Below are 24,777 nucleotides of genomic sequence, written 5' to 3' on the forward strand. Positions count from 1 at the left end.
CGTCTCATTTTTCAATAAATATAAATGTAAAAAGGACTCTGTGCTATGTTTTTTGCTCTTTCATTTTCGCACAGTCCCGAAGCGGAGAATCTGCGGCGGAAGATAAAATCACTTTTTTTTAAAAAGCAGCTTCTCAGCTATCTTGCACACTTCTTGACAAGAAGTGCACACATTGCGTGCTATCTCGCGCTGATTTAGTGCGAATGTGTGCATGTTTAGCGAAGACATGCACACATCTTCACTAAACCTGCACACTTCTTGTCTAAACATGCACATGTTTAGTGCTAACCTGCCCACTTCTTGTCAAGAAGTGCACACATTCGCTTGCAATGTGCACGCATTCGCTGAAGATGTGTGCTGCTTTTGTAAAAAGCTGTTTTTCCCCCTTTATATCAGTGACGAATTGGCGAATTTGCTGCCAAATTGGCTGAAAATTCGTTTTCTATCCTCTTGTAAAAATTCGGTAGTTCACCCCACTTAAAAAACGTGGTAAATTCTTAAAGCGATTCTTTTTCCTTTGCGGCATGTTAGATGCCTTGCTTTTCACCAAAACCCCATCCCTACTCAGCGCGGTGTATCGGGAGTGTTTGTGGAAAGTAAAGACGAAAGAAAAAAATCTCTACCTCACCTTTGATGATGGACCGATACCGGAAATCACTCCTTTTGTTTTAGATGAATTGAAAAAGTGGAATGCGAAAGCAACGTTCTTTTGCATCGGGAAAAATGTGGCGGTACATCCTGAATTGTTTCAGCGGATAATAGATGAAGGACATACCATCGGCAATCACAGCTACGACCATTTGAATGGCTGGAATTATTCTGATAAAGAATATTTCGAGAGTATAGAAAAATGTAGTGAAACCCTTTCTGCCAACTGCGAACTGCCAACTGTCAACTTGTTCCGTCCTCCTTATGGAAAACTAAAACCTTCACAATATTGGTTTTTGAAGGGGCGATATAAGTTGGTGATGTGGGATGTGTTGAGTTTTGATTTTGATTTAACGATGGCGGAAGAAAAAGTGTTGTGGAATGTTTTGAAGAATGCCGAAGAAGGTTCCATCGTGGTATTTCACGACAGCCTGAAAGCGAAATCAAAGGTGGAGTTTGCGCTGCCGAAAGTGTTGGAGCATTTTGCCGCCAAAGGATTTAAGTTTGAAAAATTATGAGCCTGATTGATACCCATTGCCATTTATATCTCGAAGACTTTGATGCGGATTTGAAAACCGTAATCGAAAGAGCAGAACAAAACGGAGTTAATAAGATATTTCTCCCTGCAATAGATACAGGTACGCATGAAAGGCTATTGAAACTCTGCCAACTGTCAGCGGCTAACTGCCAACTCTTCCCCATGATGGGTTTGCATCCTTGCAGTGTGAAAGAAAATTTTGAAGAAGAATTAAAAGTAGTGGAACAATATCTCGACCGGGGAAAGTTTTATGCTATCGGCGAAATCGGTTTGGATTATTACTGGGATTTAAGTTTCAAGGAACAACAAATTATCGCTTTTGAAAGGCAGATAGAATGGTCGGTGAACAGAAACCTTCCCGTTGCGATTCATAGCCGCAACTCGACCGGAGATTGTATTGAAATCGTCCGAAAGTTTGGCGGAAAAGCCAAAGGAATTTTTCATTGTTTCGGAGGAACGCTGGAACAGGCGCGCGAAATTATTGATTTAGGAATGTACATGGGAATCGGCGGTGTGGTTACTTACAAGAAGACTGATTTAAGAGAAACACTACTTGAAGTTGGTTTGGATAATGTCGTTCTCGAAACCGATGCGCCTTACCTAACACCCGTTCCTCATCGGGGAAAACGAAATGAGCCAGCCCATATAAAACTCATTTGTGCCGCCATTGCCGATGCTCTTGGAAGGAGTTTTGAAGAGGTGGCAGAGATAACGACGAAGAATGCTTTGAAGGTTTTTCAATTGAATTGATAAATTCGCACCCCACTTTAGAGAGTTGTCCGAGTGGCTTAAGGAGCACGCTTGGAAAGCGTGTATACCGCAAGGTATCGAGGGTTCGAATCCCTCACTCTCTGCAAACACCCAGGAAAGATGCCAGAGCGGTTGAATGGGTCAGTCTCGAAAACTGTTGTACTCGTAAGGGTACCGAGGGTTCGAATCCCTCTCTTTCCGCAACCTACCTTTCTCTGAATTTTTACCTTTATTAAAATTCTTTTATGGCACACGAGGAAAAACATTTTGAAAGTCCTGATTTTGTAAAGGATATTGTCATTGGAATGGCCGATGGTCTCACCGTGCCTTTTGCCTTAGCCGCCGGACTAAGCGGGGCAGTAGATTCAAGCACTATTATTGTTACTGCGGGCATTGCAGAAATTGCGGCCGGAAGCATTGCCATGGGGTTGGGAGGATATTTGGCCGGAAAGACCGAAGTTGATCATTATGCTTCGGAAGAAGCCCGTGAATATTTAGAGATAGAAGAATATCCTGAAAAGGAAAAAGCAGAAGTGATGGAAGTGCTTCAGGAATTTGGAGTCACGGAAGCGTCCAGCCGAAGCATCACGGAGGAAATGGCCAAGGACAAAGACAAGTGGGTCAAGTTTATGATGCGGTTTGAATTAGGATTAGAAAAGCCGAACGAAAAGCGAGCAGCGCAGAGTGCTCGCAACATCGGATTGGCGTATATCGCTGGTGGGTTGGTCCCACTTGCCCCCTATTTTTTTGACAAGGATTCCACACAAGCACTTTATATATCGTTAGGGCTCACCCTGATTGCACTGTTTGTTTTCGGTTTTCTGAAAGCCAAAGCCATTGGACAGCCGCCGCTCAACGGAGCCGTTAAAACAACTTTAATCGGAGCGCTTGCCGCAGGTGCCGCATTTGGCTTGGCCAAACTTATTCAGGCTTAGCAAAATTTTATTTTTGCCGCTTAAGAAAAACGATATGAGCCATACAGACTTTAATCCAAACAACCCCGGTACTGCTGACAGTAATGTATTCGGACTACCATACAGTATGGATGAAGCCCAACTTATTTTGCTTCCCGTTCCTTGGGAGGCTACGGTGTCTTATGGAGCCGGAACCGTCAAAGGGCCTGAAGCCATCTTTGAAGCATCCAAACAGATTGACTTATTCCATCCGTTAGTTAAGGAGGTATGGAAAAAGAAGATAGCAATGGATGAGATTTCTACCAAGATGGGTAAGCTAAGCACCGAATCTCGGAAGAAGGTAAAGAAGATTATTGCACAGATCACCGCGGGAAAGAAGATAGACAAGCAACTGCAAAAGGAGGTGAATGAGGCTTGCTCAAACATGGTTGATGAAGTAGAGTCGCGAGCGGAAAAACTTCTGAATAAGGGAAAAGCAGTTGCCGGATTAGGCGGCGATCACAGTACTCCGCTTGGATTGTTGCGGGCACTTTCCAAAAAGAAGAAGTTTGGAATCTTGCATATAGATGCCCATTGCGATTTGCGAAAAGCTTATGAAGGATTTGATTTTTCTCATGCTTCTATCATGTATAATGCAATGCAGTTGAAAAATATTCAATCACTAACGCAAGTAGGAATCAGAGATTATTGCGAAGAAGAAGTGGAATACATCAATTCTTCCAAAGAAAGAGTGAAAGTGTTTTTTGACCGTGAGAATCAGGCACATAAGCTGAAGGGAGGGAACTGGGATGAGATTTGCAAAAAGATTATCGCCACCCTCCCCGAAAATGTTTTCATCAGTTTCGATATTGACGGACTGACTCCTGATTTATGTCCGCATACCGGGACACCGGTTCCGGGTGGATTGAGCTTTGCGGAAGCCTCTTATTTATTAGAGCAGGTAGCCTTGAAAAGAAATATTATCAGTTTCGACCTCAATGAAGTTTCTCCCCGCGAAGATGAATGGGATGCCAACGTAGGAGCGCGTATGCTCTTTCAGCTTTGCTGTGCCTATTTTATCAGTGAAAAGGGGTAGAGAAATCTGGATTGGTCAGGAAGCGGTGGTCGGTTAACGTTTTAAGAAAGGCAATTAGATCCTGCTTGTCTTGTTCGCTTAAATAGCGTAGTCCTCCACGATATGCAGTTTTCATAAACGGGTCAATCGTAGGAGATGTCTTCAAACTATCATTATAAAAGTTGACGACCTGTTCCAACGTTACAAATCTTCCATTGCGCATATAGGGACCGGTCACCTCTACATTTCTGAGGTGTGGTGTTTTAAATTTTCCATTGTCCAACATATTGCCATTGAATCCTCCCAATCCTAAGTCGGGGAAATCGGTAAACGAATTGGCCGCATCCAATCCATTATTATGAAATCCATTATCAATCATGGTGAATGAAGTGCCGGCTGAGTTATCCGCATGACAATGAAAACAATCGGCCCCATGATTAGGAGTGTCGGTAAGAAAAAGATTAAATCCATGAAGTTCAGCAGGAGAGAAAGACATCTGGCCCCTTTGTACACTATCAAATTTTGATTCGGACGAAATAAGCGTCATCATAAACTGCGCAATAGACTTTTCAATTTTCTGCTGCGTAATGTCACCGGGCCTGCCAAATGCTTTTTTGAACAGAGAAACATATTCGGGCTTGGCACTTAATCTGGCTATTGATTGACTGGCAATAAAATTTTGTTCGTGTATCAGGGCATCATTTGCCTGTTGCGGCAATGACCCTGCTCTACCATCCCAGAAATATTTTTTCATCCATACCAAATTGAATAATGGAGGCGTGTTGCGTTTCGTCAGCCCAAAAATATTTTGGCTTAATACTTTACCTCCATCGGCAAAAGCAAACTCTTGTTTGTGACAAGAGGAACATGAAAACATGCTGTCAGATGAAAGTGTAGGGTCATAGAATAACAGCCTACCCAATTGTATTCCTTCCACCGTCATTGGATTATCAGGAGGAATTGAAATAGGTGGAAATCCAAATTGAGGAGCGGTTATCACATAAGGTGTGCCAACGAATAAACTATCCGGTTCGCTTCCAACCGGAGGAAGAGGCAAATCTGTTTTGCAGGAAGGGAAAAGAGCGAACAGAAAAACGATAAGAATCGAACTTAGAAAAAACTTCTTTGCCATTAATCAGAATATGAAAAGGCCTTTGAAAACTGATCGGCAAATTTAATGGCAACTCCGATGTCATTATTTTCTGACTGTGTTCCAGGATTTAGAAACATATCTAAGCTATCAGTCTGCCCATAAAAAACTTTAAGAATATCTACATTCAAATAGATTGTTTTGGATGCTCCATCAATAATCGAAAATGGTTTGCCTAAGAGCGACACTTGCCTGTAACAAGCATCCGTACCAACGTGATAATTCAGTCCGATATTACCTCCTGCAAAATTCTGCCCTAAGGTATCGGCAGTACCTTCCAGATTTACGAACCGATGATTCAACCAAGGCCAATACATTCCGGTCTTAGGACCTAGCGGCTCACTAGCAGGATAGTCTTCTGGCTTGGTCTTATCCTGAGCTGAATCCAATCCTACAAAAAATTCTATACCCTTATAATCTCCGGCTGGCGCATTCACTGAAAATGATTTTGAAATGGTTTCTGAATAATCGAAAAATTCTACCTCGCTAAGTTCCACCGTAGAATTATCATTCTTAATCAGTTTGATATGAGACACATAAAATTTAAAGGCGCTGAAAAAAAATTCTTTACCGGCACCATCTCCATATATAGTATTCACAAAACTAAGTTCGTGGCTTTCCACGAAACCCTTGAGCTCAACCTTAAGGCTACTATCATCCTTCGGCTTTTTGCAAGAAGGGGCTGACAAAAGCAATATGATTGCCAATAAATATGCTGATATAAATTTCATCTCCACTAATAAGAGATTCTAAATTAGCAGAAATAGCGTTTCGCTGTAATGATGTTTGTTCTTGTTTAACAAACGATACTTCAACCGTGCCAATCTCTTCATTCTTTGGTTCTGCCCAAACGCTCCGGATTTTGCTTGATGAAATCCTTCCATCCCGACATTTTCTCTGCACCTTGGATAGCGACTTTCCCTTGGAAATGATGGCACACAGCAGCAGCCAGCCCATCCGTAGCATCGAGAAATTTAGGTTGTAACTCAAAATGACACAGTCGTTGAAGCATAGATGCCACCTGCTCTTTAGAGGCATTTCCATTGCCGGTAACCGACTGCTTTATTTTCTTTGGGGCATATTCAAAAACCGGGACATTGTTTGTCAGTGCAGATGCAATAGACACTCCCTGCGCGCGCCCTAGTTTCAGCATACTTTGTACGTTCTTGCCATAGAAAGGTGTTTCAATAGCACAAGCTCCCGGACGATAATTTTCTATCAGCCCCTGAATCTTTTCATAGATGATTTTCAACTTCTCCAGATGATCTTCATATTGAGACAAATGAATCACACCCATGCTCAGTATTTTCATCTTTTGTTTTTCAACTTCGATGATTCCATACCCCAGAACAATGGTGCCAGGATCCACACCAAGGATGATTTCACTTTTGCCGCTCACCTTTCAAATATAGCAACCTACCACGGAAAGGACGGAAATGTCAAACTAAGTTTATCTACTTAAAAGACTTACTCAGGCCGATGGCCTTTGGAGAGGTAGTAAAATAAACTCCGCCCAAAATCAATAACATACCTGCCAATTGCATCATAGAAAGCACCTCGCCGTCAAATAACCCCCATCCAACAGCTACAACAGGAATAAGATACGTCACACTTGCCCCGAAGAGCGCATCGGTGCGTTGGATTAACTTATAGTAAAGCGCCCAGGCTATCAAAGTACCGAACAGAGAAAGAATCATTACATACATAAACGGCAGCCAGATAGTTCCGGAATATATTTTTGCCGGAGCATCTGTAAACATCAGGATGATGAACGCCGGAAGGCCTACAAAAGCCATGGCCAGCGAAGTAGTGTAAAGCGAATTTTCGTTTTGTAGTTTTTGCTTCGTGATATTGGTACTCAATCCATAACAAAAGGTTGCCGCCACCGGCAAAGCAGTATAAAGCACCTCCATCTGAAAATCTCCACCTGTCTTGCCGAATACCAGAACTACGGCCCCCAGAAAACCGATAATTACTCCGACTATTTTCTGAGAAGAAATTTGCACTTTGTACAAATAATACCCAATCAGCAAGGTCCATAAAGGGGACAGCGAATTCAATATCCCATTGACTGCACTACTCGACTTCGTCATAGAGAGGGCAAATAGAAATCCGGGAGCTCCGCTACCAAAGAAGCCTATTTGAAGGACCGATAAATATTTTTCACGAGAGATTTTCCGTAAGGCGATGATCGCGAATGGCAGAGAAACCAAAAAGGAAATACTAATTCGTAACGAGGCCAACTCAACCGGAGAAAATGCTACGAGACCTTTTTTTATTAGGAGATAGGATGATCCCCAAATAATAGTCAGCAAAAAGATAATGAACCAGTTTAATGGATTATGATGTGAATCCACCAAGCCAATGATTAGTTTTTCTGACTTTGAAACTCAAAAGTCTTTTGCCCTATTTGGCTATGAGCAAACAAGACTACCTTATAACAAATAAAGGCCGCTACCGGAGCAAACAAAACATCAAAGGTGTAATGCACATGCTGTGTAAGCAACATTATGCTGATAACTATGGTTGCCAGCAATGCCCACGTTTTGACATACCGATTAGTCGAAACGAGCATCATCAGTGTGATAGCGGCAATATGTCCGGGAAAAAACAAGTCCTTGGTTACAAAGACTCCATTGGAATGAAGAAAAAAGTTGGCACAAGGATCAATCAGATGAATCATATCCTTGGGTGGTTCTAAGGCCACAAAATAAATACAGATGGTGCGCAGGAAGGTTGCCATTGTGAACATTTGAATACCTCTGATAAACCTGTCTGGATAAGGAAGTATAAAAACAAAAACCAAGAGAAGCGTGGAGTATTCAAGCAGAAAAATCCATAACGACAAATCAACGGGAGGGAGCTGGTTCAATAGCATGTCATTCAGTTGAACACCTTCCCGTTCCTGCCAAACCTGTAGAAAATGAAAATTATGTGCCGCAACTAATGTCAGCACCAAAACAGAAACAGAAAATTGATTGATCCAAGATTTTGATCGGAACTTTCTGCGCCAAGCTTCCGGTATGTTTTTCAGTTCATTAAACACAACTATTGCTTTAAGAAAAAATTAGGAACATTAAAATTGGGCAGCGAAAGTAATTATTTCAGAAATTTTAAGTGAGCACCTGTCGCCGGGTGGAATATTTCAAAAGAGAAAACATCGAAACGTCATAAATAATGTGAGCCATCGTCGCTGACAGGAGTCCAAAAAATTTGAATAGGTAGCCAAACCCTGCCGCGATAATCACCAGAAAAGTCCATAGATAGTCATGTTCAGGTTGTAAGGATTGATATAGCCATGCAGCAAGACAAAAACTATGGCCGCAGGCCAAACTCCTATCATAGGCTGGATACCTGCCCGGAAAAGTATTTCCTCCCCGATTCCGGCACAAGTGGAATAGAATAGAATATTGAGGAAGGATGGATTTACCTGCTGAACGATATTTTCAAAAAAAAGTAAAACACCTTTGAACCTCCTACCATGAATCAAGGCAGCTGCGAGCAGGGAAGAAAATGTGCCAAAGAACAATCCGGTGAGCGCTTGTATATAAAGGCGCTTGCCCCCTATCAAAACCTTGTTGACATCCTTTTTCTGCCAATAAATAACCAACAGAACACCGGCAATGCCCATAGCCACCAGTGTGAGCCAACTCATAAAATGAAGGCGTTTTTTATGTTGCACCTTTATTGAATTTGGTTACCAATATACTAATCTTGCCGAAATAAACTCTTTGCATGTCCAACGAAAAGAAAATGACTCCCATCCATACGCTGGGCGAATTTGGTTTAATTGACCGTTTAACATCGTCATTTGAAAAAACCCAACCCTCTACTATTAAAGGAGTAGGAGATGATGCGGCTGTAATAGATAATACAGGTAAAATGACCGTGATAAGTACCGACCTGCTGATAGAAGACATTCATTTTGACCTGATGTATGTGCCGCTTAAACACTTAGGATATAAAAGTGTGGTGGTAAATCTAAGTGACATTTATGCCATGAACGCTCATCCAAAACAAATCACTGTTTCTATTGGTATCTCTTCCCGTTTTACCTTAGAGGCTTTAGATGAATTATATGAAGGCATTCGTTTAGCCTGCAAGAATTATGAAGTAGATTTAGTCGGTGGCGATACGGCCTCTTCGCAAAAGGGCTTGATTATTTCGGTCACTGCTATTGGTCAAGCCGATGAACAAAATCTGGTTTATAGAAATGGAGCTCGTGTAGGCGACCTGATCTGCGTAAGTGGCGATTTAGGCGCTGCCTATCTGGGTTTGCAAATTCTGGAACGGGAGAAAAGAATCTATTTGGAGCATCCCGAAGTACAACCCGAATTGGAAAATGCCCCTTATTTAATCAGCAGGCAACTAAAACCTGAAGCCCGACGAGATGTCATCCGCTTTCTCAATGAAATTGATTTGAAGCCTACCGCTATGATGGATCTAAGCGACGGCCTTTCCTCTGATATGCTGCACATCTGCAAACAAAGTGGTGTCGGCTGCGAAATCATGGAAAGCCAGGTTCCGGTAAGCGAAGACGTATACAATATGGCTTTACAATTCAATCTCGACCCTATTATTTGTGCCTTGAGCGGCGGTGAAGATTATGAATTGCTTTTTACCATCCGTCCCGAAGATGAAACCAAACTGGGCGGTGAAGAAGCCTTTTCGATTATTGGGCAAATCACGGAAACGGCAACAGGAACGATGCTGGTTACCCGCAGCGGAAACCGGCACCCTTTGCAAGCACAGGGCTGGAATCATTTCGGACAAAAATAAATACGTCTAAGCCTTTCTATCTTTACAGCATGAAAACCGCCGCTCGAATTATTTCCTTCCTCTTTCACCCCTTGTTGTTTCCCATCTACGGCTCCACCTTTATTCTGTTCTGCAACCCCAATAGGTTTGGCGTCTTTGGCAATCGGGTTCAAATGGCCTGGTTGATTATAGTCTTTGCCCTCACTTTTGTTTTTCCGGTGATCTGGTTGCTCATGATGAGGCGACTGGAAATGATTCAAAGTTTAGCCCTTGAAACTTCGCGCGAACGAATTATCCCCTTTATCGCTACCGCCACCTTCTACCTATGGGCGACGTGGATGTTTAAGCCGGCAGTCAATATGAAAATCCCTTCCAACGAATTGCTCTTCTATATGATGGCAGGTGCCTCGCTCTCCGTATTTGCAGCTTTTGTCATCAACATCTTTTCCAAAATCAGTTTACACACCCTGGCCGCTGGAAGCATGATAGCAATTTGCCTAACCATGATTCGCTATTCCACCTATGACCTCCGAATTGTTTTCCTCGGTATCCTAATTTTAAGCGGAGCCATTGGCGCTTCCAGACTATTAATTAAAGCGCATAGCGAGCAGGAAGTTCTCACCGGATACCTTACCGGTTTCACCTGCCAGTTTATTGCATTCAGTTTGATTTCACGATTATTCTAAAACCTATTTTATGTATCAAACCATCACCTTTACGATTAGCGACAGCATCTGCACTATTGCTCTCAACCGTCCGGATGTTTTCAATTCTTTTAATGAAGAAATGAGTGCCGAATTCATTGATGCATTGAAGAAGGCCGACAAAGACGAAGCCGTTCGCGTAGTTATTATTACCGGTACTGGAAAAGCCTTCTGCTCGGGGCAAGATTTGAAAGATATACAGAACCAAACCGGAAACCGCAGCCTGAGCGATTCCGTGGTGCGTCGCTACAATCCGATGATTCTCGCCATCCGCGAAATGCCTAAACCTATTATCTGCAAACTGAACGGAGTAGCCGCCGGTGCCGGTGCCTCGTTGGCATTGGCCTGCGACTTGATTATTGCCGCTGAATCTTCTTCCCTGATTGAAGTCTTTATCAACGTGGGACTGGTGCCCGATTCCGGCTCCTCCTTTTTCCTGCCTCGTCTGGTGGGATACAACAAAGCCTTTGAACTCATCACGCTCGGCACTAAAATCACTGCCCGCGAAGCATTAGATTTTGGTTTCGTTTATAAAGTAGTATCCTCTGAAGAATTGGACAGCGCTACACAGGAATTAGCTCTGCGCTATGCTACCGGCCCTACTAAAACTTACGGTTTGGTGAAGAAGATGCTAAACAAAGCCTATACCTCCGACTTGAATAATATGCTGCAATACGAAGCCTATAACCAAGGCATAGCAGGAAGCAGCGAAGACTATCAAGAAGGCGTTGCTGCCTTCATAGCAAAAAGGAAACCACAATTTAAAGGACAGTAAGACACTACCTTAAAAAGGAATTGCTAGTCTTTTAGATTTGAAATTGTAATCAACTTAGTTTAGTCCAGCTAAATTCATCACACCTCCACGAATCTAAGTTCGGTTTAGATGAAATGGCTTGCATTTTGAACCCGGTATGGCAAGTTGGACTAAGAAGATAACACATTTCACTAGGAATTGGTCTTTGTATTTGCCTTCCTTGTATTAGTTAATTCGGCAATAATCGTTGTCTAACAATAGGTGTTACACACGAAGCAGCTATAAGTAGGCATTAGCTTTTGCCGTTTCAACCGGCTCTTTGCCAAATTGTCCTCTTCTCTTTCAATTTTTGACCGACTTATTCCTATTCGGTACCCATCTCTAGCTATTCGGTCCCTGTTAGCAAGAGACAGGTGCCTGTTCGTAGCTATTCGGTCCCTGTTCGTAAGAGATAGGTCCCTGATTGTAGCTATTCGGTACCTGTTAGTAAGAGACAGGTGCCTGTTAGCTGCTACTCGGTCCCTGTTAGTTAAAGACAGGTCCCTGTTCGTAGCTACTCGGTGCCTGTTCGCAAGAGATAGGTTCCTGTTGGCGGCAATTCGGTCCCTGCTAGCTGCTATTCGGTGCCTGTTAGCTGCTACTTGGTCCCTATTAGCAAGAGATGGGTGCCTATCTTGAGCTATTCGGTACCGAATAGCTCAAGATAAGCGTTTTTTAGGCCCTTTGATGATTTGGAGTCATGAGGCAATGCAGTATCTTTGGAGGTAACTGTGTATCAAATCTTTATAATTAGGCAGTCTTTCATATTTTTTCACTGAGATAGCGTTATATATGATTGAGAATATAAGCAGATATTATTCCATCAGCTGTCCAGATCATGATTGCGGGAAACATGTATTCAAGCGTTGTAATTCCCTCAAACTTCTGACATCAGTGGTTACAGAATTGCTGAAACCAATAAAGATATTGACATGGAATTCAGGAATAAATCTATAGGGCAGCATCATTTTCCTATCACCCCATCATCGCTGAATTTGCCAGGACCTAGCAGCAGAATAGTAGTGAAGGAGACAAGGAAAAGTGCGGGCACCTCGCCTTTGCCAAAAACATCGCCACCGTGAGCATGAGTCAAAGCCACACTCATAGCAAATATGAGGGGAATGGCAGCTAAGCGAGTAAAAAGCCCGGCAGCGATAAAAGCAGCACAGAAAAATTCGGCAAAGATGAGGAGGGCAAATGAAACCGGTCCTCCCAAGCCCATAAAATCCATAAAGCCATCTTTCTTTTCGGCATACTGAATCAGTTTCCCATATCCATGTGCCATCATCAATATGCCGGAAGCCAATCGTAAAATCAGCAGGGCGAGATTAAATCCAAAGTCTGTGTATTTGATGGAGAGTATTTTTTTCATGGCAGTAAATTTGTTTCCCGAATATATGAATTATCTATTCCTAACCAATACTTTTTCACAGCAGTTCCAGAGTTTCTGAGCGGTTAGCTCCCAACTGAATTTCTTTATTTGTTCTTTCCCCTTTTCAATAAGTGCTTGGCGCAATGCATCATTTTCGCTTAGCTTTTTCATGGCAGAAGAAATCTCCTCTACCGACAAAGGATTGACGAGCAACGCCGCATCTCCGGCGGCCTCGGGCATGGAACTGACGTTGGAGGTAATGACAGGCACTTCGCAGCTCATCGCCTCGATAATGGGAATTCCAAAACCCTCGAATAAAGAAACATAAACCATAGCAAAAGCAGCAGCGACAATTTCCCCTAAATCTTCCGAAGGAATATGCCCTAAGAAGCTGACATCTTTTTGATGCTTCATTTTCTTATAAATCTGCTCCACTTCATTGTACTTCCATGCCTTTCGCCCGACAATCAGCAGTTGAAAATCTGAACCGGTACCGGTCTTGAATTGCTCGAACGCCTGCAATAAGTTTCCGACATTTTTTCGCGGGTGAATGGAGCCTACATAAACAAAGTAGTTCTTTCCATCGCTATATTTTTCTTTCACCTCTTGCTTTCTGTCTTCAGCTATGGGGCGATAAACCTCCTTGGCACCGTTGTACACCACATCAATTTTATCCGGTGAAATGTCGTAGTATTTCACAATATCCTCTTTTGAAAATTCAGATACCGTGGCGATGCGTGCTGCTTTGCGCGCATAACGGGGAATGAAATATCTATAATAAAGCAACGAAAGCCAAGGCACCTGATTCTTGAAATGCTCATAAGATAAGTCGTGCATTACCAGTACCTGTGGTATATCTGATCTTAAACAGCCAAAACTATCAGTAGAAAGAAATAAGTCGTGTGGATTTCGTTTCAGCCAAATAGCCATTTCGATTTCAAACCACCAATACCACAAAATTGGCCTACGGGCAGGGGGCAGAATTACCATAGGTATCACGTTCGGCCCAAACAGAAACTCATCTTCATAATAGCTATCAAAAAGAAAGGTGAAATCTACTTCAGGATGCGCCTGCGTCATCCGTTTCAGCGATTCGAAGGTGAAAAGACCGATACCCTCCAGTTTATTCTTAATCAGGAAACGGGTATTGACCACTATTTTGGTTCTGCGGCTCAAGTCAGGATTTGCTTCGCAATAATATCCATTTTTAACCTTGAGCTACGAAACATATAATTATAGAAAGGGATTGTACAGGGAAACGGAAGTTCAGAAATTCATTTTTTGTTCAATCAGGACATGAATATAATTTCTATGGAAACCTACTGGTTCATTAACAACTGCGGTCTTCTGCTTGGTAATTCTCTTGTTAAAATGCACCAGCATAAGGCCCATCTGGCTTTGCTTTGTTTCAACGACTAGGTGTATAAAAAATTGTGTGGCAGCCCTTAACTTATGACGAAAACGGCCCAATACCCTATCAACAGACGTGTGCTACTTTACCAAAAGCAGCATTCCCTGTCGTTGCACCACCACCCCGTCATCGGCGGTGAACTCAATAAAATAAGCATAGCCTCCCGGTGGCGATGCTTTTCCTCCCTGAGTGCCGTCCCAGCCGGTGTCGTAGTCGTTGCTTTCAAACACCCTTCCGCCCCATTTGTTATAAATGATCATAGAATAACCTCTTTTCTCTCCATAGATAATGGTGGGTTTGAAAACATTATTCAATCCATTTGGAGCAAAAGCATTGGGGACATATATAATAGGCCGGTGGATGATGCACTTTTCGTTTGACCAACTAGAAAGTGTCGCACTGTAGCCGTTTGGTAAATTCAATTGATAGGTCGCTTCAATCCGATAGCAGAACACTCCTTTTTGATCCAAAAATTGTTGTAATGAATCCGAATATTCGGTAGTGCCTACGGGCAAGGTAGCGAGCAACTGGTAACCGGAACCGTAATTACGGTATAGTTTATAGTTGGTTACGGTAGCGTATTCCAGTTCAAAAGCATTCCATTTCAGGTTGGCGAGATAAAAATCATATAGTTCACCGTCCAAATGAATCGTTTTGCCGTAGGGTGTCGGATATTGGTTCTGACAGCTATCCACCGCCACCACTTGATAGTAATAGGGGTTCATATTTGGGAATACCGCAGAGTCAATGTGCATTTCAAAAAGTTGCAGTGGAGAAGGAACCCCAAACTGGTACACCGGTAAATAACTGGTACCGTTGGTACTCTGCATGATTTTATAAACAAGTAATTGAGCAATGGTATCAGTCATCCAAGTCATCTCAATTTGGTCGTCTGTATTCACAGTCAGATTGGTGATATAGATGTAAGATGGAGGTTGAATGATAGATGCGTGCATGCAGACCATATTACTATTCGATACAATGGTCGTATCAGCAGCACTAATAGCACGCACCACGAGACAAAGAGAATCGCCATCATTGAAATTGGTAAAGGCATAGACTAGTGTTCCCGGACCGGTGGTGCCGTCCATCGCAAAACCGGCATTGTTTTTATTCACCCATATCTGATATTCTAATACATCTGCCGGCCAATTGAAATAGTTGGTCCAGTTGATATTCACCTGTCGTTGGCAGCGCGCGATAGAAGCAGTTTGATAAATAGTAAAATGAAAAGGAGTATCAAAGGCGCTTACTCCGCCACAACTATCTACCGCAGCCACTGTATAGACTAGCGGCTCGGTCGAGGGGTCTCCGGCAACATCAAGATAGGTGGTATTAAAGCGCCCTGTAACGGTACCAAGTGGAGTGGCATTGCCGTTTGCCAAGCCGTAATAGATAATGTACCCATGCGTTTGGGGTGACGAACTAGGCGCCCAGTTGAATATTACATCGCCCCCGGGGGTCACATCTACATTAATAATTTTTGGTGTGGCTGGGTTCAGGTTATTGATAGTGTCCGACTGTAACGCCGTTGCACCGGGGCAATTGTACTTGGCCTCCATGTAAAAATACCAGGTAGTGGAAAGAGAAAGGTAATTGGCTAATACAAAACTGGTGGCAGACTGGGTAGTGACAGCAATCGGATTGAAAGGTCCGTTTGGCCCGTTTTGGGAAGCGTAAATGGTGTATTCTACAAAAGCGCCGCAGGGATTGGTAGGGGCATTGGTCCAATAGAGTGTGATGTTGCCATTCACGTTATTGTTCTCAACACACTGTAGATCGGGTGCAAGGATGGTTTGCCCGAATAAAGGCCGGAGCAACATTCCGAAGACAAACAATAAGATGAGGCGGTGCTTATTCATTAAATAAAGTCTGCAAATAAAAGGATTTGAAAACGAAGGCAAAGGTTGTTTTCAAACGAAGGAAAGGGGAAAGTATTTTATACAAACAAGCTGAAGAAGAAGAAAGTCCTACTCCAGACAATTAAAACATCATTTACTCCCTACATAAATGATGCCTTTTGATGGTCAACGATACCTTTAGCCTCAGTACACTTGCAATCTGCTTCCGACCTTTTGTTAAAGAAAATGAAGATTAGATCCCCCTCTCCTGAATTCCTCTATTTTGCAACTTCAAAATTAGGAGAAACGGTATGCTGAAACTCAGGGCTGATAATTTATTAAAGACCTATCGCGGTCGCGCGGTGGTGAATCATGTTTCGGTGGAAGTGAACCAAGGCGAAATCGTTGGATTGCTCGGCCCCAACGGAGCCGGCAAAACCACTTCCTTCTATATGATTGTAGGCTTAATTCCACCGGATGAAGGAAAAATATTTCTCGGTGAGAAAGAACTGACCAACATGCCCATGTACAAGCGTTCGAAGATGGGAGTGGGTTATCTGCCCCAGGAGGCCTCTGTGTTTCGCAATCTCTCGGTGGAAGATAATGTGAAGGCGGTACTGGAAATGACCTCGCTTTCCAAAGCAGCACAAAAAGAAAGATTGGAGATTTTGTTAGAAGAATTTGGTTTGAACCGAGTGCGGAAAAGTATGGGAAACGTACTAAGCGGCGGTGAAAGGCGGCGAACTGAAATCGCTCGCTCACTTGCCACTGACCCAAAATTTATTTTGCTAGATGAGCCATTTGCCGGTATTGACCCCATTGCAGTAGAGGATATTCAGCGCATCGTTGAAAAATTGAAAGAAAAAAATATTGGCATCCTGATTACCGACCATAATGTGCACGAAACCCTCTCTATCACTGACCGGGCTTATTTGTTGTTTGAAGGAAATATCCTCAAACAGGGGAACGCGGATGAACTTGCTGCTGACGAACAGGTGCGCAGAGTCTATCTTGGCCAGAACTCTGAATTGAGAAAGAAAGTCGCGCGTTGAGTATATCTTCGCCCAATGGTTTCTTTTTGGCGCAACATCGCCTTTCGGTTTTATCTCAAGCATTTTTTTTCACCTGAATTTACAGCTGAAAAGTCATTGCGCGACCAGCAGCAGATATTAAATCAGCTTTGTCGCGAACTTTCTCCAACACAGTTAGGTGCTAAACTCGGTTTAGGTCACATTTCAACTTATGAGGAATTTAGAAATAAAATTCCTGTAACGCAATATGATTTCTATGAGCCCTACATCGCCCGTATTATGGCCGGCGAAAAAAGTGTAATGAGTTCCGGAGTGGTGAAGTGGCTGGCCAAAACAGCGGGCACTACAAGTGGCAAAAGCAAACTCATCCCAATTACTTCCCGGATCATTCATCGTAACCATGTTCGGGGTGTTTTTTTCAGCCTTTCAAAAATCCATCAAATCCATCAGGATTTTCATCTTTTGAACCATAAAACACTATTGCTTCCCGGAGGTATTTATGAAACCTTACCAGTTTCGGGAATCACCATTGGCGATATATCCGCCATTATGGCGCTGAATGTCCCCTTTCTCTATCGCTCCTTTTATGTCCCTGATTTGAAAACGCAGACACGTCCTGACTGGGAAGGAAAGTTGGAGCAAACCGTCCGACAAATCATTCATGAAGATGTAGGAACGTTAAGCGGGGTACCCACCTGGCATCTCGCTACCTTACAAAAAATGATGCATCATGTTTCTTTTCATAAACTAACAGACGTTTGGAAAAACCTCCGACTCTTTATTCACGGCGGAGTGAGCTTTGAGCCTTATCGGCAACAGTTTGAAGAAATAGCAGGTCGAACCGATTTTATCTTCTATGAAGTCTATAATGCTACTGAAGGCTTTTTTGGTATTCAAAAAAACAGCACAGGGGGAGATCTTTTGCTTTTGACTGAAAATGATATTTTCTATGAATTTATTCCTCTAAGAAAATACACTACCGGAAATCTTGAGGCTATCCCCCTTTCGGAAGTTGAAATTAATATTCCATACGCCTTGCTTATCACAGCTTCCAATGGGTTAGTGCGTTATGTGGTGGGTGACGTGCTGACTTTCACAAATCTTCATCCCTTTTCTTTTCGCATTACCGGCAGAACACAGGAATATATCAATGCTTTTGGAGAAGACCTCCTGCTTGCTAACGTAGAAAATGCACTGATGAAAGCCTGTCAAATCTCGTCTTGCTCAGTGAAAGAATATACCGTGGCGCCTTTCTATATCAACATGCAGTCTAAGGGGCGAATTCAATTCCTCATTGAGTTTTCAAAAGCGCCTGAAAATCTCAAAGATTTTGAACTTAACTTAGACGAACAACTCAAACGGGAAAACTCAAACTATGCCCAAAAAAGAAGTAACAATTTGGCGCTTGCCCCTCTGGAACTCCTCTCTGCTCCCGAAGGAACATTCTACCGATGGATGTTCGCACAAAATAAATTGGGCGGCCAAAATAAAGTCCCCAGGCTGGTGAATGGCAGAAGGGTGATGGAAGAATTATTACAAGTTATCGAACAAAATATATCATGAGCATTAAAAATCGGGCAGCCTGATTTGTTCAGGCTCACTTTTTGCCTCCTGCGTATAGAATCATTGCGTATAGAATCATTTTATTGGACAATCATCTTTTCAGTTGCATTACTGTCCCCTGTAGATATCTTGACGAAATATATTCCTGGAGGCAATAGATGATTGACATGAATACTCAATGTTTGAACAGAAGTTTCGGTCTCGCCGTCAAAAATTTCTGACATGACCTTTTGCCCGTTTAGGTCATAGATTTGTACATTTATTTTGTCGGAAGGATGAGTGATGCCCAAATAAATGTCTCCTTGAGTTGGGTTGGGATATAAGGTAAACCTACTTTCATTTTTCATTGTTACAGAAACAATATTAGAGTAGGTGTATTGCCCATCAAAATCTGTTTGTTTCAACCTGTAATATGAGGTTCCGTAAAATGGATGTTCATCAGTGAATTCATAAGCTATTTCGGTGGTGCTGTTTCCAGCGCCTTCTACTTGACCAGCTTCTTCAAAGTGGACAGCGTCTTCACTTCGCTCTAGCGTAAAATAATCATTGTTAATCTCGAGTGCTGTCGTCCATTTTGCTTGAACAAAATTATTCTGAGGCATCGCATTAAACGATACCAACTCAATCGGCAATGCGTGGAGAGTATATCCTCCAAGGGTAAAAGGGCTAAATGAGTTAACGTATCCGATAGTTTGAATGCTTCCCTTGCCGCCCAAATTACAAGAAGAACCACTGACCACTTTGGCCGGCTCATCTATCCACTGATTGTCTTTCCAGTGAGCAACAGTAATATGGTCACATTCCCATCCATCCGATTGAATAACATCCTCCCAGAATAAAGTTAGTTTTATCGAATCGCTGGATATTTCCCGGCTCACATTCCAGTATTCGCGATCGCTGATGTTATATAATGGAGGAACTATAGGTGTCAGGTTGGAATATGCCCTAGGGAAATATTCGGCTGTAACTTCAGTCAAGCTATCGCTGATTTCGCTGATGCCCACTCTTCTCCATCTTCCTCCTCCACCAATGGGAAATACAAAATCATCGTTGCCTACTTTAACCATCGGGCCATTGATATAGGCTATGTCAGAGCCGCCGGAAGCCGTAGAACCATTGAGCATGATGAGTTTTTGTTCCGTAGTTGTAGTTAACAGCCCTTTGGCTAAAATAAGCGCATCGCTCACTATGGCAGAAGCAGAACCACTCAGGCTCAGAGTGACCCCCGAGGGGTTATTTATTTCAAGCGCATTAAAGGTGGTGGATGTATTTCCTTTAATCTTTTGGGGAACAAGGCCGGAAAAAATGGCTAATCCGGTCGTACTATAGGTGCCACCGTTATTTTCCCATCCTGCTGTATCGGTAATAGAAATAGTGTTGCCTCCATCGGCTAATGTCCCGGCGGAGAGCGTAATACCCCCTGTGTGCAAATCGTCATTCAACGTTGTAGTAGCCGAACTGGCATAAGTAAATATCCCACCTACGGTTAATTCCATATTATTAATCAAGGTTGAAGATCCTTGGACTGTAAAATTACCATCAATATTTGCCACACCTGAAATATCGTAGGGACGGCTGCCGGTAAATTTAACATGGTGGTAGCGGGCAGGAGCCAAGGTGGCCGTGTTTGCGGTTTGGTTGATTGTGACCGTACCGCCAGAAAGGTTGAAATCACCCGTTAATCCCGGATAGGTTCCGTTGGTGCTGCGCTGCAATTTTAATTCACTATTCCCAGTCATGTTCAAATCAGCAGACCCGGTCAAAACGTAGGTGATCATATCCAAAATGGAAGAATCCTGAATGGTAACTGCATCATCAATCGCAATATTTGCAGGAAGAGATTTTGTTCCTGAGTTGGAAGTCACGAGGCGATAGTATGTACTGGCAGGAGCCTTGATGGTTTGTGAGCCAGTGCCGCTATATTTTACTGTATTGGGGCTGGATGAAACATTCAGAGTACCGGTGGTCAGCAGACTTCCGGTTACCTCAAGTGATGAATTCGCCGCATTAAGCCAGGTAGAACCGGCAACCGTACCGGTAAGGTTGCCATATATTTTAACGGTGCCATAATTAGTCATCGTTTTAGCGCCGGTGATAGCAAATGTTACAGGGGTGGCTGCAGAACCTATGGTCAGATTAGAACCAACAGATATTTCTCGGTTATTGCTCATATTAAAAGTAGAAGTTCCGGTACTGATGAAAGCCCCGTTACCACTTAATACAGTGCTACTACCACTCAAACTTACTGTAGCGGTACTCACCACGATGGTTCCGTCAATCATGCCATCTCCCACAAGGTTCAATGTCCCGGAGGTTTGAGTATATATAGCTGCTGCCGGAATGTTAAGATCTCCGTTGATGGTGATGGTTCCTGTACTGGTTGTTGCAGATGTTGAATCAAGATACATACCGCCTGTAATCGTCCAGGAACTGCTATTATTGAATGTGCCGGTACCGGAAAGACGAATATCCCGATTCACCGTTAAGGTAGCAGTTCCATTGTCTTTCAGCGTTCCTCCCGAATTGATTTCGATATAATCTATCGAAGCGTTTGAAGTGATGGTAACGGTATGTCCGCTATTGATAATGGCATATCCGGTACCGGAAGGCGTACAATCACAACTGGCTCCAGCTCCACCGGGAGTATAAGACCAGGTTCCAGCTCCAATTGTTACGTCATTCCAATTGCCGGTCTTGCGCGAAAAGTAAAACTGGCGAAGAGGAGTGCTGGCAAGATTTTTACTTCCTATTACCCAAACATTGTTCAAGTCAGCAACCGTTAGCAAGGTTCTTTTTACGGTAGGGTTAATCACCGTACCGGTCGTTGCCGCGCTGGTTCCTGCCGAACCCATAGTGGCACCCGTATAGGTTTCTAACTTCAAATCAGTAGTAACTCCAGCATTCATAAAACCGGTGAAATACATATCTATCTTGTAGGTTCCTCCTGCTAAGTCTGAAGTGGAAAGAGTAGAGTTCATATCCGAAATGTCCTGGATGTTGTGACCTTCATTATCCGTATAGGTAACCAAGGTGATGGAGGTAGCGCTCACGTGGGTTGCCATCACATATCCGGCAGTGGTGGGGCTTACTGTGGTATTAATAGCGATCGGACGATAATCGGTAGAGGTGCCAATCGGAAACAATCCCAAGTAAGCGCCTGAACTACTGGTAATGGCAGAAGCAGGAAACCATCTCTTCCAAGTGCCCCCGTAAGCAATTCCGGCAGTACGGGTCAATGAGGCAGATGCATTATCCCCCAAGGTCAAAGTATTTCCGTTCAAATTAATGCCATGTCCACCCATGGTAAATAAGCTAGTAACCATAATATTGTTTGCAAGAAACAATGTAGCCCCGGTAACCGATGCAGTTAGACTGGAAAAAGTTTCTCCGCCAACTCGAGAGATGGTTTGTATATTGGGGCTGACTGCGTTGAAGTTAGTGATATAGGTACTCGGCACAAAAGTCCCCAAGTCTGTCCAGTTTCCTTTAATATAAATATTACCGCCCAAAGTCATCGTGGCTCCTGAGTTTATCTGGATACTACTAAACGTTATCGCTGCATTAGAAGTGACCGTTCCGTTGCCGGTAAATGCCACAGTGCTGGGATATTTAAAAGTAAATGCAACAGAATTATTAGTAAATCCGGCATAAAAATTAATTGTACAATTTGCTGCGGTGGTAAATATCGGGCTGGTGACTGCGCCTCCGAAATTTAGAGAGGGAGCAGAAGTGCCGTTAAAATTCACCGTGGCCGCACCGGATACTGTTATGGTACCCGAGCCTTGCCCCATGGTTAATGAATTGGCAAAGGTCAATGTACCGGTGGTGACGCTGATTACCTCCGTAGCAACAACGGTATTGCTCATCCAGGTAATATCTCCATTTAACGTAAATGAGCCCGTAGTGACTGCTACCTTACAGGCATAAGTAGTGGTATTAACGGTGCCGGTGAAAATTAGATTCCCATTCAGGATACAAGTGCCGGTGTTTATATTCAGGTAATTGGTAACCGCTGCAGTAGCCTGATTCATGTTCAAATCTCCGTTGATGGTCAATATGGATCCTGTTCCTAATGACAACGTTCGCCCTTTGGTAAACGTAGAGAATGTCAGGTTAGTACAGGTATTGCTGTTATTCATGGTGCATACCACCGTAATAGCAGAAGCAGTGCCCATTTGAAGGGTAGTAAAGGAAGTAGAGGAGGTGCCGCTGATAGTTTGAGCGGTACCGTTTAGAAAAATGGTATCATTTGCGGCATCGAGCGTTCCTCCGTTATTAACCCAGTTCCCTGTCAGTTCAAAACTTTTATTTGTTATAAATGAAGAGCCTGAAGCAAGCGTAAAAACTCCCGCTACTTTTACATACCCTGCTCCGGCATTTAAGGTATCATTCGTGTTGAGCGTCACTTTTCCAAAAGTAATATTGGCGTTTGGAGTAATTGCCCCGTTACCGGTAAAGACTACCGTACTGGTTGAGTAGAAAGTAAGCGTGTTTGTATTGTTGGTAAAGCCTTTGGCAAAGTTGATTGTTGATCCGGCTGCGGTAGTAAATACCGGAGCCGTTGATGCGCCGCCAAAAGTAAATGAGGGTGCAGTGGTGCCGTTAAAGTTAACTACACCGGCGCCGGTTACAGATACGGTTCCGGTGCCATCACCCATCGTTACAGAACTATTAAAGATAAGACTTCCGGTGCTTACCGTAATCACTTCAGTGACTACTGCCGTATTATTCATCCAGGTGACATTTCCGTTCAAGGTAAAAGCTCCGCTGGTTATCCCTATTTTTCCATACTGGCTTGCGGTATTGTCCGTTCCGGTAAAAATGAGGTTTCCGCTCACCAAACAATTTCCTGCATTCACCGATAGGGTGTTGGGATAATTACCTGTATTCTGATTGATGGTTAAATCCCCGTTAATCGTCAAGGTAACACCCGTCGAAATAGTCAGTGTTCGCGCTCGTGCAGCGCTGCTGAACGAAAGACCCGTACACGAATTATTATTGTTCATAGTGATAGCCTTGGTCGCCGCACTGCTTTCTTGTCCTATTTTGATATTTGGAAAAGTCGTTGCAGCCGAGCCGCTAATGATAACACCCGTATTAAAAGTGACCGTCTTGCCGGTAGCACTAAAAGTACCTCCATTATTGGTCCAGGCACCGTTCACCTCTATATCTTTGCGGCAAGTAAACACAGCACCGGAAGACAGTGTAACCAGTCCACCTATAATTACCGTTCCCGCGCTATCGTTTAGTGTGGTTCTGGCGGTTGAATTAAACACCACGGCATACAGCGTAAGGTTGGTGTTTGGTGTAATGCTGCCGGTACTTGAAAAATAGGCCGTGCCTTTAGCTGCCCAACTGGCACTAGTTGTATTCACCGTATAAGAACTTTTGAAATTCACTATACAGGCGGCATAGGTGGTTAACCTGTTATAGTTATCTGTGAAAGAGGAATTAAAATTAACCGTTCCAGCAGCATAAAATGTGATGTATTGGGTGGATGCGGATATTGTAACGGCGGGAGCAAAGGTGAGCACACCGCCTAATCCGATTCTAAATGAATTAGTTCCGGCTGTTCCCCAGGTGCTGAAGGTACCTGAAACATTGACCACACCAGGCCCTGCATCCAGCACAATGGTGCTTGCCCTGTTGTTGGGATTGATGCGCAGATCGCCCGTTATGGTCATACCGCATCCTGCTGTAATAATTTTTAAAGTAGTAGTTCCGGAAGTCGCATCGCTGACATCCAAATTACGACAAGTGAAAACACTATCTATCGTTACCACATTTCCACCGTGAATCACCACATCATCCCCCGAAGCCGGCACGCCGCCCGGGCTCCAGATTGCCGAGTCACTCCAGTTGCCTGTAGCAACAGAGGTTTTAGTAACCGCATAAGTATGGGTGGAGAATAAAAGCAAGAGAAAACCAAACGTGTCTCTTACTAATTGACTCAACCGATACCGGTACTTACTTTTTTTGGGCAATAAACATTCCTCCATAACCATACTCCAAGCCTCTTTGGGCCAACTACGTTTTTTTCCAAAAAATAAATCACCTAAAACTTACTCTGAAAATACCTGACCGTTTCTCAACAACGAGGGGTGGTTGTCAGTTAGGAAGATAGTTCAAAGAGAACCGTAATCGGAGGGAGTATTACGGGTCTTAATACATTATACTCTAAAGGGCAATTAAGGTTTCAACATGTCGTCACTTTATTACAAGCTAAAACTTGTATGCGACATAAAGAATG

The 24,777-nt window shown here is 43.3% G+C and carries 19 protein-coding genes and 2 tRNA genes; 11 read left to right on the forward strand and 10 right to left on the reverse strand.

Annotated elements, in window-relative coordinates; all coding sequences use genetic code 11:
- The first annotated feature begins 524 nt into the window (after positions 1–524).
- The 6 genes from IPP77_08710 to IPP77_08735 all read left to right on the forward strand — a co-directional run bounded on the left by IPP77_08710 (position 525) and on the right by IPP77_08735 (position 3,925).
- The gene (locus IPP77_08710) at positions 525–1,166 is read left to right on the forward strand and encodes a polysaccharide deacetylase family protein (protein MBL0309737.1); all 642 of its coding nucleotides are present in this window, start codon (positions 525–527) and stop codon (positions 1,164–1,166) included.
- Positions 1,163–1,936: a TatD family hydrolase gene (locus tag IPP77_08715; protein ID MBL0309738.1), complete on the forward strand. Its 774-nt coding sequence runs from the start codon at positions 1,163–1,165 to the stop codon at positions 1,934–1,936. Before IPP77_08710 ends, IPP77_08715 begins: the two co-directional genes overlap by 4 nt.
- A gap of 19 nt (positions 1,937–1,955) precedes the next feature.
- A tRNA-Ser gene (locus IPP77_08720) sits at positions 1,956–2,040 on the forward strand.
- Positions 2,041–2,050: 10 nt separating this feature from the next.
- Positions 2,051–2,137 (forward strand) — tRNA-Ser (locus tag IPP77_08725).
- A 44-nt stretch (positions 2,138–2,181) separates the two neighbouring features.
- Positions 2,182–2,871 carry a VIT1/CCC1 transporter family protein gene (locus IPP77_08730; GenBank protein ID MBL0309739.1) on the forward strand — a complete coding sequence of 230 codons (690 nt, stop codon included), beginning with the start codon at positions 2,182–2,184 and terminating at the stop codon, positions 2,869–2,871.
- A gap of 34 nt (positions 2,872–2,905) precedes the next feature.
- Positions 2,906–3,925, forward strand: coding sequence for an agmatinase family protein (locus tag IPP77_08735; protein ID MBL0309740.1), 1,020 nt, complete (start codon positions 2,906–2,908; stop codon positions 3,923–3,925).
- Here the strand turns inward: IPP77_08735 and IPP77_08740 are convergent.
- The 6 genes from IPP77_08740 to IPP77_08765 form a co-directional block, all read right to left on the reverse strand.
- A complete protein-coding gene (locus IPP77_08740) occupies positions 3,909–5,036 on the reverse strand; it encodes a c-type cytochrome (protein MBL0309741.1) in 1,128 nt (375 codons plus the stop codon). The genes IPP77_08735 and IPP77_08740 overlap by 17 nt on opposite strands.
- Positions 5,036–5,653, reverse strand: coding sequence for a hypothetical protein (locus IPP77_08745; GenBank protein ID MBL0309742.1), 618 nt, complete (start codon positions 5,651–5,653; stop codon positions 5,036–5,038). The genes IPP77_08740 and IPP77_08745 overlap by 1 nt, the downstream gene beginning before the upstream one ends.
- Before the next feature lie 230 nt (positions 5,654–5,883).
- Positions 5,884–6,453, reverse strand: coding sequence for a crossover junction endodeoxyribonuclease RuvC (ruvC, locus tag IPP77_08750; protein ID MBL0309743.1), 570 nt, complete (start codon positions 6,451–6,453; stop codon positions 5,884–5,886).
- 55 nt (positions 6,454–6,508) lie between these two features.
- A complete protein-coding gene (locus IPP77_08755; protein MBL0309744.1) occupies positions 6,509–7,411 on the reverse strand; it encodes a DMT family transporter in 903 nt (300 codons plus the stop codon).
- 11 nt (positions 7,412–7,422) lie between these two features.
- A complete protein-coding gene (locus IPP77_08760; protein ID MBL0309745.1) occupies positions 7,423–8,010 on the reverse strand; it encodes a hypothetical protein in 588 nt (195 codons plus the stop codon).
- 288 nt (positions 8,011–8,298) lie between these two features.
- Positions 8,299–8,709, reverse strand: a complete 411-nt coding sequence (locus IPP77_08765) for a CPBP family intramembrane metalloprotease (protein ID MBL0309746.1) — start codon at positions 8,707–8,709, stop codon at positions 8,299–8,301.
- Positions 8,710–8,789: 80 nt separating this feature from the next.
- On the opposite strand from IPP77_08765, the gene thiL reads away from it, so the two are divergent.
- The 3 genes from thiL to IPP77_08780 are packed head-to-tail and all read left to right on the forward strand — an operon-like array spanning position 8,790 to position 11,291.
- Entirely contained in the window at positions 8,790–9,833 is a 1,044-nt protein-coding gene (thiL, locus tag IPP77_08770) for a thiamine-phosphate kinase (protein ID MBL0309747.1), read from the forward strand.
- Between the two features lie 29 nt (positions 9,834–9,862).
- A complete protein-coding gene (locus IPP77_08775; GenBank protein ID MBL0309748.1) occupies positions 9,863–10,498 on the forward strand; it encodes a hypothetical protein in 636 nt (211 codons plus the stop codon).
- 10 nt (positions 10,499–10,508) lie between these two features.
- Positions 10,509–11,291 (forward strand): enoyl-CoA hydratase/isomerase family protein, encoded by a 783-nt coding sequence (locus tag IPP77_08780; GenBank protein MBL0309749.1) that lies wholly within the window; start codon positions 10,509–10,511, stop codon positions 11,289–11,291.
- Positions 11,292–12,273: 982 nt separating this feature from the next.
- Here IPP77_08780 and IPP77_08785 read toward each other — a convergent pair.
- The 3 genes from IPP77_08785 to IPP77_08795 form a co-directional block, all read right to left on the reverse strand.
- Entirely contained in the window at positions 12,274–12,681 is a 408-nt protein-coding gene (locus IPP77_08785) for a DoxX family protein (GenBank protein ID MBL0309750.1), read from the reverse strand.
- Between the two features lie 30 nt (positions 12,682–12,711).
- Entirely contained in the window at positions 12,712–13,857 is a 1,146-nt protein-coding gene (locus tag IPP77_08790) for a glycosyltransferase family 4 protein (GenBank protein MBL0309751.1), read from the reverse strand.
- Positions 13,858–14,172: 315 nt separating this feature from the next.
- Positions 14,173–15,954: a gliding motility-associated C-terminal domain-containing protein gene (locus IPP77_08795; protein MBL0309752.1), complete on the reverse strand. Its 1,782-nt coding sequence runs from the start codon at positions 15,952–15,954 to the stop codon at positions 14,173–14,175.
- A 293-nt stretch (positions 15,955–16,247) separates the two neighbouring features.
- On the opposite strand from IPP77_08795, the gene lptB reads away from it, so the two are divergent.
- Together lptB and IPP77_08805 are read left to right on the forward strand one after the other, a co-directional pair.
- A complete protein-coding gene (gene lptB / locus IPP77_08800) occupies positions 16,248–16,985 on the forward strand; it encodes an LPS export ABC transporter ATP-binding protein (GenBank protein ID MBL0309753.1) in 738 nt (245 codons plus the stop codon).
- 15 nt (positions 16,986–17,000) lie between these two features.
- Positions 17,001–18,527, forward strand: coding sequence for a GH3 auxin-responsive promoter family protein (locus tag IPP77_08805; GenBank protein ID MBL0309754.1), 1,527 nt, complete (start codon positions 17,001–17,003; stop codon positions 18,525–18,527).
- 80 nt (positions 18,528–18,607) lie between these two features.
- Here IPP77_08805 and IPP77_08810 read toward each other — a convergent pair whose 3' ends face one another.
- Positions 18,608–24,481, reverse strand: coding sequence for a T9SS type A sorting domain-containing protein (locus tag IPP77_08810; protein MBL0309755.1), 5,874 nt, complete (start codon positions 24,479–24,481; stop codon positions 18,608–18,610).
- Between the last annotated feature and the right edge of the window lie 296 nt (positions 24,482–24,777).

The organism is Bacteroidota bacterium (genome assembly GCA_016722375.1).
GTDB lineage: Bacteria > Bacteroidota > Bacteroidia > Chitinophagales > LD1 > Bog-950.